At 32.7% G+C, this 16,118-nt stretch carries 14 protein-coding genes and 1 pseudogene; 2 read left to right on the top strand and 13 right to left on the bottom strand.

Features of this window, described 5'->3' with window-relative positions; all coding sequences use genetic code 11:
* Positions 1-369 precede the first annotated feature (369 nt).
* From LQ686_RS13215 to ssb, 13 genes and pseudogenes are all read right to left on the bottom strand, one after another.
* Entirely contained in the window at positions 370-747 is a 378-nt protein-coding gene (locus tag LQ686_RS13215; protein WP_001041908.1) for a DUF6262 family protein, read from the bottom strand.
* A 6-nt stretch (positions 748-753) separates the two neighbouring features.
* The gene (locus LQ686_RS13220) at positions 754-2,646 is read right to left on the bottom strand and encodes a site-specific integrase (RefSeq protein ID WP_075100293.1); all 1,893 of its coding nucleotides are present in this window, start codon (positions 2,644-2,646) and stop codon (positions 754-756) included.
* Positions 2,642-2,722 (bottom strand): annotated as a pseudogene (locus LQ686_RS14380) (site-specific integrase); the annotation flags it as partial. The pseudogene LQ686_RS14380 and the gene LQ686_RS13220, both read right to left, overlap by 5 nt.
* A 118-nt stretch (positions 2,723-2,840) precedes the next feature.
* On the bottom strand, positions 2,841-3,164 hold the full coding sequence (locus LQ686_RS13225; RefSeq protein ID WP_239733448.1) for a JAB domain-containing protein: 324 nt from the start codon (positions 3,162-3,164) through the stop codon (positions 2,841-2,843).
* Positions 3,157-3,363 (bottom strand): hypothetical protein, encoded by a 207-nt coding sequence (locus LQ686_RS13230; protein ID WP_001077283.1) that lies wholly within the window; start codon positions 3,361-3,363, stop codon positions 3,157-3,159. Before LQ686_RS13230 ends, LQ686_RS13225 begins: the two co-directional genes overlap by 8 nt.
* A gap of 1 nt (position 3,364) precedes the next feature.
* Entirely contained in the window at positions 3,365-3,886 is a 522-nt protein-coding gene (locus tag LQ686_RS13235; RefSeq protein WP_000836008.1) for a DUF1643 domain-containing protein, read from the bottom strand.
* Between the two features lie 18 nt (positions 3,887-3,904).
* On the bottom strand, positions 3,905-4,216 hold the full coding sequence (locus LQ686_RS13240) for a DUF960 family protein (protein WP_000833212.1): 312 nt from the start codon (positions 4,214-4,216) through the stop codon (positions 3,905-3,907).
* A gap of 84 nt (positions 4,217-4,300) precedes the next feature.
* A complete protein-coding gene (locus LQ686_RS13245) occupies positions 4,301-4,651 on the bottom strand; it encodes an SAUGI family uracil-DNA glycosylase inhibitor (RefSeq protein ID WP_000171449.1) in 351 nt (116 codons plus the stop codon).
* Positions 4,652-5,121: 470 nt separating this feature from the next.
* Positions 5,122-6,750 (bottom strand): cassette chromosome recombinase CcrB, encoded by a 1,629-nt coding sequence (gene ccrB, locus LQ686_RS13250; RefSeq protein WP_001186596.1) that lies wholly within the window; start codon positions 6,748-6,750, stop codon positions 5,122-5,124.
* Between the two features lie 20 nt (positions 6,751-6,770).
* Complete coding sequence (gene ccrA, locus LQ686_RS13255; protein ID WP_000816499.1) at positions 6,771-8,117, bottom strand: cassette chromosome recombinase CcrA; 1,347 nt, start codon at positions 8,115-8,117, stop codon at positions 6,771-6,773.
* Between the two features lie 192 nt (positions 8,118-8,309).
* Positions 8,310-8,585 carry a hypothetical protein gene (locus tag LQ686_RS13260; RefSeq protein WP_001791132.1) on the bottom strand — a complete coding sequence of 92 codons (276 nt, stop codon included), beginning with the start codon at positions 8,583-8,585 and terminating at the stop codon, positions 8,310-8,312.
* An 89-nt stretch (positions 8,586-8,674) separates the two neighbouring features.
* The gene (cch1, locus tag LQ686_RS13265) at positions 8,675-10,462 is read right to left on the bottom strand and encodes a cassette chromosome replicative helicase (protein WP_000181743.1); all 1,788 of its coding nucleotides are present in this window, start codon (positions 10,460-10,462) and stop codon (positions 8,675-8,677) included.
* Positions 10,462-10,746: a cassette chromosome ssDNA-binding protein gene (gene ssb, locus LQ686_RS13270; RefSeq protein ID WP_206181276.1), complete on the bottom strand. Its 285-nt coding sequence runs from the start codon at positions 10,744-10,746 to the stop codon at positions 10,462-10,464. Before ssb ends, cch1 begins: the two co-directional genes overlap by 1 nt.
* 136 nt (positions 10,747-10,882) lie before the next feature.
* On the opposite strand from ssb, the gene LQ686_RS13275 reads away from it, so the two are divergent.
* Both LQ686_RS13275 and LQ686_RS13280 read left to right on the top strand, forming a co-directional pair.
* Positions 10,883-11,932, top strand: coding sequence for an ACP synthase (locus tag LQ686_RS13275; RefSeq protein WP_164961584.1), 1,050 nt, complete (start codon positions 10,883-10,885; stop codon positions 11,930-11,932).
* Positions 11,933-13,331: 1,399 nt separating this feature from the next.
* On the top strand, positions 13,332-16,118 hold a 2,787-nt coding region (locus tag LQ686_RS13280), incomplete at its 3' end, for an SdrD B-like domain-containing protein (protein ID WP_239733449.1).

A 16,118-nucleotide genomic window follows, 5' to 3' on the forward strand; every position in this document is an offset into this window, starting at 1 on the left:
GCTCTCTTCTCATAAAAAGACCACCTACTTTCTTAATTTTAACAATACTTCTCTTTAAAGAAGTTGTCCAATTAAGTGTAGACGGTCCATATCTTCATGAATATAGGTAACTTCACACATATCTTTTGTCATAATTACCCTCCTTATTCAAATGACTGTTTGTTTGATGATTATAATATATCCCACTATAAACAAATAGTCAAATGATTGTTTGAATGATATATAATTAATATTAAAAAGGATTGGTTTCTAATGTTAGAAACCAATCCTTTCGGAGATTTTAACCAAATTTTAAAGTATCTTAAACATAACTGCCCCGTTAGTTTAAGTGCATCCTTTCACAATCTGTCTACAGATTAATAATAAAAACTACTCTTTATTATACAGATCTCCATATAATTTTTGAATTTGGTTCTGTAATTTTTTATTTTCTTTTTCTAATTCCATAACTCTTCTTTTTAAGGTTTTTATAAGGATTTCCTCCGAACGAGAACTTTTCTTGGGTTTTGAGACTACATTTGATGTTATTTGACGCTCACGAAGGGATTCGATTCTTTGCCTAATATCGTGTTCCTTATAAAGCCATGATTTAGAAACATTAGCTTCCTTTGCTATTGAATTAAAATTAATAGCTTTACCTTCAATCGAAAATTTAGAAATCGCTTTGTCTACTTTTTCTCTTGTCTTTTGTGATTTCTGCTTCGCCAAACGTACAATTTCTGTTGTATTTCTAACTTGTTTATTCATTGATAATTACCCCGTTAAACTTCCAATGATTTGTTCTAAACGCTCTTTAATACGGCTATTAGTCTCTATTTGTCTTTGCCATTGTTTATCCTTTGCTATGGTTAATAACTCTTCTGTACGCTCTAACTGTTCTTCGTGCTGTGGTAAGAATTGCTTACTGGTACAGAAGTGAGTGCAATCTAAGCATGCATTCGCATGTGGACAACCACCTGCTATTACTGGCAATCTACAATAACCATTTGGAAGCACTTGTGCATTTATATTTTTCTTGAACCATTGAAGCTCTACATCATCGACTTCACTATCATCATCTAGATTGAGCACATCTCCATTATTGGTAACCAGTTTTTCTTGAAATTTAGTAAATTCATTTTTTAGAGTTTCATCAAAGATATGAGCGTATCTGCTTGTCATTTCTGGGCTTTCATGTCCCAAAAATTTCTGCACAATATGCTGGGGCACCCCGTTGTTAATCATTCTTGTTCCTACTGAATGGCGAAAGGCATGGGCATGGAATCTATAAATCTCGCCTAATTTATCCACTATATTTTGCTCATAAGCTAATTTATTTAATTCGCCTCTAAATGTTTCTTGTTTTAATGGCGATCCATCTTTTCTTGGAAAGAGGTATTCACTATCTGGAAATTCCTCTGAAACTTTATCTTCCCGAACTTTAATAAGTAAAACTACCTCTTTAGATATTGGAACTATATGCTCCTTTTTCATTTTCCATTGATAATACTTTAAAAAGTAATCTCCATCTTTGTCCTCTAATAAACAGCCTTTTTTCAAGGTGCACAATTCACTTATCCTCATTCCACATTCTTGAACAATCATAGTCATCGTAGCTATATATTCGGGTAATTTATCAAGATGACTGTTCAATTGCTCTAGAACGAATTCGTCTATAAAGCGAGGTTTTGCTCTTGGTATTTTCGGATAGTCCTCGGGATAAATTAATAATTTGGAAGGAACATCATCCCATTCTAGCCTATGAAGGGTACTAAATAGTCCTTCCAATATAGAGATCCTCCCAGTTATTGTACTAGGTTTTATCCCCATCATGTTTAGTTCACTTAAATATGCTTCAATTTCCACTCTCGTTAATTGGTGTACTCTCTGAACGTGTTTAAACTTTATGTCCAGAAAATTAAAGAACTCTTTAAGTTTTTGGGCAATATCACTTACATAGGAAAAGCTATCCATGTTCAATCTTAACTTACAATATCTTTTTACAAGCTGTTTAAAATATGTATTCCGAAACCCTTTAAAGTTAATTGTATATTCATATTGTGTTGGGTTAACCTTATCATCTGGCAAAGGTAAGTTTCGTCTATCCCAAACGTCTTTATCCCACTCCTCTCCATCAAAATAAAAATCCTCATAAAACTCAATAAATTGTTTAAGATTAGTAACATAGTAAGAATTAGCTTTTACAGGTGTTTTTTCTTGATTAGCAGTAATCTTATAATTAGTGGTGGTAATTCTAACACCCTGTTTTGTCAAATATGTTCTATACTCCGTCATTGCTTTATCAATAGGAACTTCAGTAATTGAAGTAATGCTGGGATACTTTAAATCTAAAAAATCCAACATTTTATTAATTACTGTTCCTTTTCTAATCCAGACAGTTTTTGCATTCCATATTCCATTGTTTAAATGGTAAAAATAAAAATATTTCAATTCTGTTCTTAACCACAGATTTTTAACACGTTCAAAACGAACCCAACGATTTCTTAAAGCAGGATTCTTACTTAATTCTATGGCAGAAGGATGTGGACATTTTCTTATATCCCAACTATTATTAGCCCAAAACCCTTGCATTTCTTCATTCATTACAGCTATTTTTTTGCTGATCTCACTCTGACTGATAATTTTCCTTTTACTAGAAGCATTCATTTAGCTGGTATTCTTTATCTAGTAATAAATACAATGGATACGGCTTATTCTCCACTTCTATCCTTTGAACCCTCACACGCGCCCCCCTCTTTAAACACTTTAAGTACTACAAATTATAAACCTTGTTAATTTTTATTTAAAGTAAAATCTCCCTTTAACATCTCCTCCTGAACTACTTTAACTACTATTATTTATTATACTATGGTTAATATGTCTCCACTTGGGTGGTTATGGCCAATAATCATACCCGTTGCGTTACTTAATATGGCTGTTTTAAATATTTCTCGAGGATGTATAACCGCAAAATTAATGGTTCCTATAGAGACGGTTTCAATATGTGTAGGTTCATTTTTGCTATTCAAGCAAATTAAAATGAAGTGTTCTCGGTCAGCATTTCCTATGAAGTCACGCATAATATCAGCAGCGTCTTTTGGTTCTTCAATACGTCTTTTTAAATACCAAAGTGTATCTTCTTTAACCATTTGGACTTTGGCAACATCTATTCTTTTTCTACTCATTATGGATAAGCTCTATACTTTCTATTAAGTCAGGGTGAACAATGGATGTGATAGAATCATCATTCATATAAATGGAATATAGCTCATCTAATTCTGAATTATTTTTTTTGTTTGATGAAAAGGCGATAATGCCTTTAATAACATCGATGTGTGGTTGATGCATTAAATATTGGTATACTTCTTTCCATGTTTGATTCATTCTATTTAGTCTCCTTTAATGGTTTAATTGTCCATGCCTTTCTAGCGTATGGATTTAATGGATGCATGATTTCATTTGTTTGAGGATTTGTTAATATACTGATTTTCTTACTGTGAGGTTTTAACATGTCTAATACTTCATTCACTCGATTTTCCACAAGAGGTTTTTTTCCGTAGGAACCCCAAGCCAATAAAACACTATCGGCTTCTTTGACAGCTTTCATAATGTGAATATCCGTGTGCTTGTCATGGCTGTTTTCGATATGTTTTAAATTAATGGGGGTATCAATATTTGAAAAAAGATTTATAAAATTAACGCCACCATATTCATCTTTTTCAGCTACTTTATTGACAATAAGTTGTGTTGTAAGGTCAACGTTGATAACACCATCATAATGAGGATACATCGTTATAATTGTAAGTACTTCTTTATCAATATCCCAAGTTTTCTTGAGAAGATAACGATGCATTTTATCCTGACTAAATATCGCTTCAGTTTCTAATACACTTTTGATTGATTTCATTTTATCTAACTCCTTTATTTAATATTCTTCAGGTAACAACATGACGTAATAAGAAAGGTCTACATCATCTTCTCGGATAATGTAGACCTTATTAATATTGATAGCTTTTGAATAATTTGCCTTATGAATTTTTACGTACTCTGGACGTTCTTGCTTATGTTTGATATATAATTGACTATTATGCATATTGAACTGGAATATATGAAAGTAATCAATCTCTTCTAGTTCCTTGAATTGTTCGTTTTCGCGTTGCGCTACAAGTTTCCATAACTGTTGCTGCAACATTGCTGGCAAGTAATTGGCAATACTACGTGTAATATAACGTTTCATGCTCATTTCTCCTTTTCTATATCTTTCATTATTGTAATAACTTCTGTAATGACTGTGACGCTTATCTGAGCTATGTGTATCCATTTATTCATTATTATAATTCTCCTTTTCAAGTAAGTGTCTTTGATCTAGTAGTGGCATAACTGTGTTATGAAGATATAAGAAGTCCATATCGTTTGTTTCATCAATATAACCAATCGCAATAAGTTGTTTTTGATAGTAGAGGATAAAGGGGTATATATGCCTTTCATGAAGTGTGTCAGAGTAGTAAGTATACGTATGAAGGATTTTGTTGGTAAGCGGACCAAGTCTGATATATTGATCAGGAAGGATATTATCTGCCACTTCCTCGATAGATTCACATTCCCATTTTTCGTCCTTTGGCAGATTGAATAAGTTAGTTATATACTCTTTGAGTTGTTTTTCTAGTGTCATGGTTATGACCTCCTATAATGTTTTTGATGTATACATGTAATACACCATATAGATAATATATGCTTCAAAAAAATTTTGTTTCGTTTGTGAATCCCATTGTTATTAAGAAAATATCCCAATAGAAAATTATCACAATTGTTGATATGACAAGGAAATCCCATTATCCCGCTCATTTCTCAGGAAATATAGCGATATATTTATATATCATTTGGATTTGGTGGTGTCAGTACGACTTACTTTTTCTTTTTATATTATTTATTTATAAATAATAATGGGATTTCGGGATTACGCTTGCGTAATCCTTATCCTACATGTATTTATCAAATCCCATTGCTATCCCGTTCATATTTTATTTTGGGATGTTCTTTCGTCATACAATATAAGCTTCACATTGAGTTGTGACTTGTTAGTATGTTGAAAAGATTCGTTAGATGGGTGTTATTGAATGACGAAAGGACAGTACATAGATATTAGATTTGAAGAAAGAGCGTTTGAGGCAAAAATAAAGACGAAGTGCTGAGGAGCACTTCGTCGAGAGGGGTATTATTGAAAAGTTGTTTAATAATTTCATTATTGAGTTTTAGTGTAACGTAGAACTGTTTTTTATGATTACCGTCTTTACGAATATCAATACGGTCAATGACTGTAAGATATAATGCTTTGAGTTGTGCTTTATCCATTGATTCTATATTTTGAAATATTCGTTGTAATAGGGCAGCGATTTGTTTCGTATCATAAGATAGTTTCTCTTGATTTTGTTGCTGTTTGAGTTGATTCATTTGATTTGTAATGTCATTGAGTTGTGTTTCATATTGATGAATAGTTGCTTTCAATGCAGATGTTAGGTCCGGATTATCTTCAATGGTTTTAACTAAATTATGGAGTTTCCCGCTGACTTCATCGTATTGTTGTTGTTTATAAGCGATATCGTGGTTCAATGCACCAATATCGACTTTATTTTCTTGATTGACACGTTCTAAGACTTGGTTAATGACTTTATCACTTTTGACAATTTCGAGTATTTGATCCATGACGTATTTCTCAATCACATCAGCTCTAACGCTATTCGCAGAACATACTTTTGAGCCTTTGTTTCGGAAGTTACTGCAAGAATAATAACGTATTCGCTTCTTGGTACCATCTTTCAATGTGTTCGTTGTGTTACTAGCTGCCATTGGTGCACCACATTGTGGACAATGAACGATACCTGTTAATAGATTAGTTCCTTTACCGTGGACTTGGGGTTTTTGACTGACTTGTTTTTTACGTAATTGGACTTTATCCCATAAGTCTTGAATAATAATAGGGGAATGCTTACCTTCAGCTATTATTGGTTTATCATTCAGCCCTTTACGACGCTTTTCATTCCAATCTTTGTACTTTGCGAATTGAATTTTACCAACATAGAATGGATTAGATAAGATATAGGTCACTGAACCAATACTGAAAGGCTTTCCTTTTTTAGTCACGTATCCTTTGTGATTGAGTGCATTCGCAATTTTACGATATCCGTGGCCTTTAGCATATGACTCAAATATATATTTGACAATATTCGCTTCATGTTGGTTTATCATGAGTTCATGCTTGCTATCCGGTATTTTGTCATAGCCCAGCGGCAAATTGCCTTGATAATAGCCTTCTTGAGCGCGTCGGGTTTGACCCATGAATACATTTTCGACAATATTATTTCTTTCAAATTCTGAAAAACTCGCTAGAATTTGTAGCATCAATTTACCACTGCTTGTATTGACTTCCATACGCTCAGATAAGCTGAAGAATTCGACATTTTGACGATGAAGGTCTTCAACAATTTTGAGTAAGTCAGAAGTGTTACGTGCTAGTCGGTTTGTTTTGTAGACCATAACAGAATCAATCTGACCTTCGTTCGCATCTTTTAACAAACGTTGTAGTTCTGGTCGGTTCATAGATTTTCCAGAGATACCTCTATCCGCGTATACATCTACAACAACAAAGTTATTGAAATCACAATATTCTCGAATTTGATTGATTTGTCCATCGATACTATAGCCTTCAGTACTTTGGATTTCCGTTGATACACGAACATAGATACCGACACGTTTTTGTTTGAGTTGTTGCATGATTTTTTCATCCTTTCTGATTAAGCAATCGATGATTGCGAGGTTTGGTTCACAATGTTCAATGGTTCATTTTTGAAATAGATCCCAACAAGGGCTTTATTTTTTGTAATGCGAATTTCATCAATATAGGGATGCAGCATGTTTAACGTGAAACTTTTCTGTATAACCTTTTGTAGTGATGTTTGTAACTGATTATCACTTATGGAGGATATGGTTTTGTGCTTTTGATTCATCAAATGAGTCTGTTTTCTGAATGATTCAGCATCAATCATACCTTTGGCAAGTTTATCTATCAGTTGTTCTTGAGTTAGCGTACTTTTAGCTTCTATCACTCTTTGTTTTTTGAGGCGTTGATGAATTGCATTATTAATTTTTGAATAGAGCTGTTGGTTTTGAAAGAAGTTCTGACATGTAGCTAAGACTTGAACTTCTAATTTTTGTGCATTTATTCCTTTGAATGAACAGACAAAGCGAGATTCATTCATATTTTTAGGACAAATATAATATCGCAATGTATGTTTTTTTCTTATTGTCATATTTGTCAGTGTTGAGTCACAACAAGGACATTTGATCTTTTGTTTCAGCTGATTCTCTGAAGGTATACAGTGAAGTTGCTTCTTATTACGGATTGCTTGAGCATGTTCATATTTCGTTGCCGAAACAATAGGTGGTACCATATTGTTATATTGACCATATTGATTGATGACACGACCACAATAATTTGGGTTCATAATTATATTTCGTACCTGATAAGGCTTGCGGGTAATAAGTTTATTATCGTCTTCTAAATATTGTGCAATCTTCTTGTAGCCATATCCTTGAAGATAATAATTGAATACAGCTTTGACGGTAGGTGATTCATCATTATTAATGATGAAAGTACCATTTTGATAGTGATAACCGAAAGGCGCATGGGTCGTTATGAGTTTACCTTGTTTTGCCTTTTCTCTAAGTCCATTTTTGACTTGTTCTCCAATATTATCGGATTCAAGTTCAGCCAGACTCATGAATATATTGAGTTTTAGGCGATCAAACGCTTTATCCATATCAAAATAGCCATCATGAACACTTAGAATATGAACATGATATTTTTGACAGAGTTTCATGAGTTTTAATGCATTTTTCAAGTTGCGATGAAGTCGATTCAAGCGATAACAACATAATACGTCACATTGTCTTTGTTGGATGCGTTCGGTGACTTGTTGATAGCCTGTTCGATTATCTGTTCTGCCTGATTGCTTATCACTAATGTATTGGATATTTTGAATATTGTGCTTTGGAGCTAATAATTCTATTGCTTGCTTTTGAGCTGGGAGTGATTGTTGTTTCGTTGTACTTTGGCGCAAATAACCAATGGCTCGTTTCATAGTATTTCCTCCTTTCAAAGAGATAATATATATTTATGAACGAAATTATAGATAAGCCCAACACCAGTCGGGTGTTGGGCGGTATTATTAGTCATCAGCGTGATTGATTTCTTCAATAACCAGATCGGCTAATAGTATGATTAATTCGTCCATGTATATCACCTCATTATTCATAGTATTAACAACAATTCTTTAGTTGCATCTCAAAAGTAGTAACGAATTCGATATTCTTCTTTGAGCAAATTTTTTTAAATGAATGTAATCTTCATATTCTCCATATGCAACAATGGACGTAGGTTTGATTACTTTCTCCAAAATGTCATTTATTAACTTGTACTCCTCAGTGTAAGTGTTACTTATTTGACGACCTTCTTGTTTACAGCATTCCTTCACAGTATCTAGGGGTGTGCTTTCTAAGTATTCAAATCTTTCATCTTCAATTTCGTGAGCTAGTGCTACTGTATTCATAGTACAATTCCTCCATTGATTTAATATTTGTGCTACAACACCTTTAAATAGGTGTTGTAGCAAATTTATTTAATAACATATTTTAAGCTTTAAAAGTCAATATCACCGTTTTTATCCCATTCTCTTGCTTTTGAAATCATGTCTCGTAGTATTGGATGTTGGTGTTCAGAGATAAATGATAAGGGTATATTGAATTTACTTTTTTCAGATAGACCAAAAATAGGAGCGTATGATTTATCAAGCTTAAGATGATAAAATACGATGGTTTTTGGTTTGCCTTCTTTGTCTTTGACACTACGTTTTGTTGTTTTACGATTGGCGTCTGACTGGATGTAATCTTTATCCCTCAGTGCATCAATGACATTATTTGTATCTTGGAAATTATGTTCTTTTAACATATTTTTAAAAACCGAGGCAATCATTTTCACCTGGATATGATCATCTTCAAGTGAAATCATTCCATAATTTTCAATAAGCGTTGATAACCTAGTGTCGTCAGAAAACTTACCACGATTTTGTGCTACAAATTGGACAATGACTTCAATTGCTTTATCAGCTAGGCTTCGCTCACTAACAGAATCTAAATGATAGTTAATAAGATAGTCCCTTACAGCATTCAAATCAACAGGTGTGGCAATGACACGTTCCAATATACGTGCTGATGTTGTAATGGTTGCATAGCGTTTGAACATCCGAATTCCTGTATTGCTGGTTTCCTTTTCTAGTTGAGTTTTGAACCTTAGGTGCTCATTTTGGAACCATTTAATGACTTCTTGTTCACGATTGAGTAGATATTCAGCTACTAATGGCATGATATGACCATAATTAGCTGATGTTGCTTTTTTAATAGTATCTGCGTTGTCAGCGTTAGTTGTAAAAGCTTCAGATATTTCAATGGTACGTACATTCAAACCATCATTACGTGCACTATTATTGAAAATACTGTGTTCGGCAGTACTAATTACTGAGGTTCCCCAGTTTTTTAGTGACTTGACTTCTCCGTGTATATTAGAACGTTGTCTTCCTTGACCTTCGGCAATTGAATAGAGCAAACCAGTTGTATCTTTAAAGGTTGCAGATGACAGTTCGTCCAATACAATAGGTACACCATAGTTGTTACTTAGATATCCTTCAAGCGCGTTTCTAGTGCCATTCCATGATCTAAACAGCGTATTACTACCTTTAGTAGGGTTGCCGGTTATTGAGACTCCTAAAGCCGCTGCAGTTGATTTACCCGTGCTTGAATTTCCCGTAAATGAGAAAATCGTACCTGCGAATTCAACCTCATGTTTTGTTTTTAAAAACGCAGTTACTAATGAAGAAATACCAAACACTACAGCAAGTTCGAGTAACAAGTTTCCTTTTACTTCATCAAGATACATTTGCCACCAGTCTTCAAAAGTGCCTTTAGGTTGTAGATCGTACTGTGTTTCACAAATGATTTCATCCGCCTGCGACTGTGTAATTTCTTTTGAAAGATATGGTTCATCTAATGAAATGACGACACCTTTATCAGTATTTAACACACCGACACCCGTATACAACGATGACAGAGGCAGTGATTGGCGCATTAATTGTAGTGCATTGCTTAATGATTTAATGTACTTCTCATTGATGCTGAAGCCATACATGATTAGTGAAGGTAACTTTTGCGATGTTAAAATATCTGATGTTTCAATACGTTCAATATTTTGTCCGTTGGAAATAACTAGTTTCTCAACCCCAGATTTGGGGTCAAGAAACTTGTTTTTAATTAAAATTGGACTAGATAAGCGTATGGACTTTTGCTGATCATTTTTACCTTTCGGTGGTATAACTTCATACCATGAATCTTCAGTAAGCCAGTATGGATATTCACTAAAGATGATGTTAGTCATTAGTTGTTACCACCTTTCCAGTTATTTTGATGATTCATCGGATTTGGTGCAGTCTTAAGGTAGAGCAAAGATGAACCTTTTTTTCCAACTACAATGAATGGAAGGTTAGGTGTATATTTTACAAAATGTGCAAACCAACGACCAACATCTTGTTGAATTTCAGTCGAGCACAAAACATTAGCCCTCACATTCAAATCGTGATACATAAACAGGGTGCCTACAGGTAAATTAAATGCGATGCTTGTAACAGCACGTTTTAGTGTATAAAATTCTTTTTCTTTCATCATAAGTTCCTCCAAATAAGTCTTATTAGTCAATCAATACTGTAGATGCTTAACACCTCAATGGTTGATTGCTATAATAAGCATAAATGAAGCATTTTAATTAGACGCGGAACAAAAAATAGGGAGGGGGGTATATATGATACCTACGATAGAAGAGATTATTGACAAGTATGGCAGTTTAGTAGATTGTCTGCAGTTGGATATATCAGGTGAGGTTTATGAAGATTTATTGTTATTAAGAAGTTTAAGCGATTTAAATGAACACCAAAAGATGCATAGAGTATCATTTATACAAAAACACTTTAACTCTAATTTTGATTATTTGTTAGATGACTCAGAATTTAGAAGTATGAATAAAATTTATAGAAATTTAAATACTATGACGTATATCAATAGTCAAAACAATGAATTTAAACTTAAACCATTTATAAATGAAGAACAATTAAAATCACTACTTGCGATAAAGAAAGTAGATGAACATTTGAGTTATGACCCATCTATTACCTCAAAAGCATTAGCAGATATAAACAAGACGCAAAAAAGATTGGTTACAAAGCCAAATATTCTCTATAATCGATCCAAAAAAGAAAATGAGTATGTACGGTTAGGAGGAAAAATATCATATACAAAGATGGAGAAGCATTGGGAATATTTACATAATGAGATTCAGTATTATAATCTTACTAATCAATTAATTAGTTATGTTGCTTTAGAAATGGAATATGCATGGGCTTTTTTAAATGAATTATTTTATTTAATAGAATTATATTTGAAGGCATTTAAAGGACAAAAGAAAACTGGCCATGAATTTGAAGAAGGATTGAACGCATTTATTCAATCATATGTCATTATTTTACTTATAGATATAAGATTACCGACTGTTAGGTTATATATTATTAGGCGTATTGTGGATGAATGCGAAAAAGAATCAGATAATCAAAAAAGAATTAAACTGATAGAGGAATCCATTAAAAAGTACAGATATGTAAAAGAACAGATTGAAAGATTTGAAAATGCGTTGAAAGAAGAATTATCAATCGCGACTTTGTCTATTGAACAGAATATGCTAGAAGCTAAAATTGATTATTATAAGGAATACTACTATCCTAGAAAAAAAACAAAGCATAACAATATTGAATATAATGTATCATTGTTTTTTAAAGCTGTAGATGCTTTAAAGAAATAGTTTTTCACTGACAATATTTATAAATATAATTAACTTTAAAAAATGTTAAGTTAGACCAGGATTAATGATTCTTAACTACACAAAAATTGTATGAAGTAATCTAAAGAAAAAATAGATTAATCGTTGTATGACGAAATTCAAATAGAAACCATTTTCCCATATACTTAGGAAAGTAGAATCTATAAAAATAGTTTTGAGCATTATATCTAAGCATTATTGAGTACATTGATATTCATGAAGACAACAATAAAAAAGCTTTACGTCACAATAAAATTCAATAAAGAAGTAGGTACTTTTTAATAACTATCCTCTTGACGAAGTGCACCTTAGCACTTCGTCTTTGTTTATACATTAAACAATATCTTTCAAATTATAATTTAATCAATTTTAAATTAGATAAGTAGTACTATAGTAATGCAAAATTAAAAACTAAATGAATCAGAGACAGTATTTAAATTTTAAAATAGTATTACTACATTAACAATTTATTCACAATAGTAAAATTTGTGAAACATCTCCTTTGTACTTCATGATATTTTTAGACAGGAACAGACTAGCTGCTCATATAGTCCTACTTAATAGATAAATTGTATTGAAATTTTTATTAAGTACTATTCTACTCTTAATTAAAGAAGACACCTTATGAAAGTAAAAGTTGATTATTCAGAAACATTGAATACTGATGGATTATGGAATACTTGTCACCCTAATCATCCAAATATCGAATAAATGTTATATGTCATTTATAAGTTTTTAATCTGTAAAAAATCCTAAAGGTAAAGTGATTTTCTTAAAATTTTAAGATATATAGCTTTCGAAATGAGAATAAAATATAAAAGGTTTATACATTAAAAGGAGTCTACACATATAATCAAAGATTATATATAGTTAAACAAAATTTAAATAGAAATTTTTTCGCAAATATCAAAATATGAAATCATTGATATTTTATTTATAAAATATATAAAGAATAAAAGGTTATAACAAGTAATTGTTTTAAGGGAAAATCTATTTACACAAAGAGATATAGTGAGAGAATTATTATTTTTTACTCATGAAAATGAAGTTAGGATTTTTGGTTTTGTCATATTGTCTTTACTTATAAGTAAATAATGGATTTCACAAAAAAAATTACAAAAATTTTACAATATACAAGTATTTTATTGTCATTGCTAGATATTATAATAAATCCTAGTGATACATACCATTTTATATAAATTTATATGCAATTAAATGTATGATATTTAGTTGTATAAAACAATGATATAATTTTTATGATTGTTTAAATTTTTTAATTATTGAAAATTAAATTTCCATATATTAAAATGAGGTTGATAGGACTAGCTGTATATGTGTCATATCAATTTTTATAATATTGAAGGGAGACAGACAAGGCGTTATGAAGAAAAAAAGAGGTGTGAAATTAGATTTTATCCCTAATAGACTTAATAAGTATTCTATTAGAAAATTTACGGTAGGAACTGCTTCTATTTTAGTCGGAGCTACTTTACTTTTCGGGATAGGTGAAGAAGCAAAAGCGAATGAACAACAAAATAATTCTGTACAATCACAGTCAAACAATTTAAATGATGATGGTCAATCTGAAGAGGCTATAGAAAAACAAACATCAACAGAAAAACAAATTGTAGATCAAGAGAGCACAGAAGAAATTGCAACTAATGAACAAGAGGTCGCTAAAGAAGAACAAACAGAAGAAGCAGCAACATCTGAAGAATCAAACAAAGTAGAAACAGAAGAAGCAGCAACATCTGAAGAATCAAACAAAGCAGAAACAGAAGAAGCGCCAAAAGCTGAAGAAGCAAGCAAAGTAGAAACAGAAGAAGAGCCAACAGCAGAAGAAACAAACAAAGTAGAAACAGAAGAGACACCAACAGCAGAAGAAACAAACAAAGTAGAAACAGAAGAGACACCAACAGCAGAAGAAACAAATAAAGTAGAAACAGAAGAGACACCAACAGCAGAAGAAACAGACAAAGTAGAAACAGAAGAAGCAACACCAGCAAGTGAAGAAACAGTTAAGCCAGAGACTTCTGCAAATAGTAACGAATCTAGTGAAAATAATGAGAGTGTAGTTTCTTCTTTAAAAGAGAATGAAGATAAAGAAGAATATTCTTTCGCAGCTATTTCTGAGAATGATGTTAATGATCAAATAAAAGTTGGTGAGTTTAACTTTGATAATAAAACTTTATATCCAAATAATTCTGGATACTCAAATATGAGCGCCAAATTTAGTGTTGATGGTCCTGTAAAAGAAGGGGATTATTTCACATTTGTTATTCCAAATAATTTAACGATTGACGGAGATATTGATTATTCAAAAACGGATAACTCTATGAAATTAGTGGATATTAAAAATGCTAATGGAGATATTGTTGCAAAAGGTGAATATAATGTACTTTCTAAAACTGGTAGATATATTTTTACTAATTATGTAAATGATAAAGAAAATATTAACGGATTTTTTGAATTACCACTATGGACTGATAGAAAAATTACTCCTTATTCAGGGAACTATGATGTTCAATTTGATATAGCTAATGAAAAATTTAATTCTAATATAGATATTGATTATGGTGATCCGTCGATGGGACTTCCAGGTGAAGATGGAGCAAATGTTTCGTCATTTATTACAAAAATAGATAAATCTTCAGGAGAACGAACTTATAAACAAACTATATATGTAAACTCTAAAAATAATAATTTAAGAGACACTACTGTGACTTTGCAGGGTTATCATAATGATCCTAATACAAGTAGTACAGTTCTAAATAAAGATGTTACTAAATTTAAAGTGTATAAATTAGCTGATGGTGCAAAAGTAACTGACAGTTATTATATTGATCCTAATAGCTCTAATTATATTGATGTTACTAATGATGTTTTACCATATATCTACGATAATGGTGATAACACTATCACATTTAATTTTGGTGATATCAATGAAACTTACATTATAACTGTAGATGGTCAGTATGATGATAGCGGAGAAAACGTGAAGACAAGAGTAACTGAAACAAATAGTGACATTTATGGTGGAAGCAAAAAGTCTTACTATTGGGATAATGAGAACATAATTCGCACTGGTGATGGTGGAGCGGATGGAGATAATAGACAGAAATATAAATTAGGTAATTATGTATGGCATGATATTGACCGAGATGGTGTACAAGGAACAGATGAAAATGAGAAACCAATTTCAAATGTAGAAGTAATTTTACGAGACGAAAATGGTAAAGAAATAGGTAGAACAAAAACAGATGAAACAGGTTATTACGAATTTGATGGATTAGAGAATGGGAACTATGAAGTTGAATTTATAACACCAGAAGGTTTCGAAGAAACGCCAACAGAACAAGGTGAAAATGAAGAAACAGATTCAAATACAAGAATCACAAAAGCAACAATTGATGGCGCAGATAACATGAGTGTCGATAAAGGTTATTATGAATTAGATGACTCTGATTCAGATGCAGATACTGACTCAGATGCAGATAGCGATTCAGATTCAGATGCAGACTCAGATTCAGATGCGGATAGCGATTCAGATTCAGATGCAGACTCAGATTCAGATGCGGATAGCGATTCAGATGCAGACAGCGATTCAGACGCAGACAGCGATTCAGATGCAGATTCTGACTCAGATGCGGACAGTGATTCAGACGCAGACAGTGACTCAGATGCGGACTCTGACTCAGACGCAGATAGTGATTCAGATGCGGACAGCGATTCAGATGCGGATAGCGATTCAGACGCAGATAGCGACTCAGATGCGGACTCAGATTCAGATGCAGACTCTGACTCAGATGCAGATTCTGACTCAGATTCAGATGCAGATTCTGACTCAGATGCGGATAGCGATTCAGATGCAGACAGTGATTCAGACGCAGACAGTGATTCAGACGCAGACAGTGATTCAGACGCAGACTCAGATTCAGACTCAGACTCAGATGCGGATTCTGACTCAGATGCAGACAGTGATTCAGACGCAGACAGTGATTCAGACGCAGACTCTGACTCAGATGCAGACTCTGACTCAGATGCAGACTCAGATTCAGATGCTGACTCTGACTCAGATGCAGATTCTGACTCAGATGCAGACACTGATTCAGATGCAGACTCTGACTCAGATGCAGACTCAGATTCAGATGCGGATTCTGACTCAGAT

Source organism: Mammaliicoccus sp. J-M41 (assembly GCF_022385935.1).
Classification (GTDB): Bacteria; Bacillota; Bacilli; order Staphylococcales; family Staphylococcaceae; genus Mammaliicoccus; species Mammaliicoccus sciuri_A.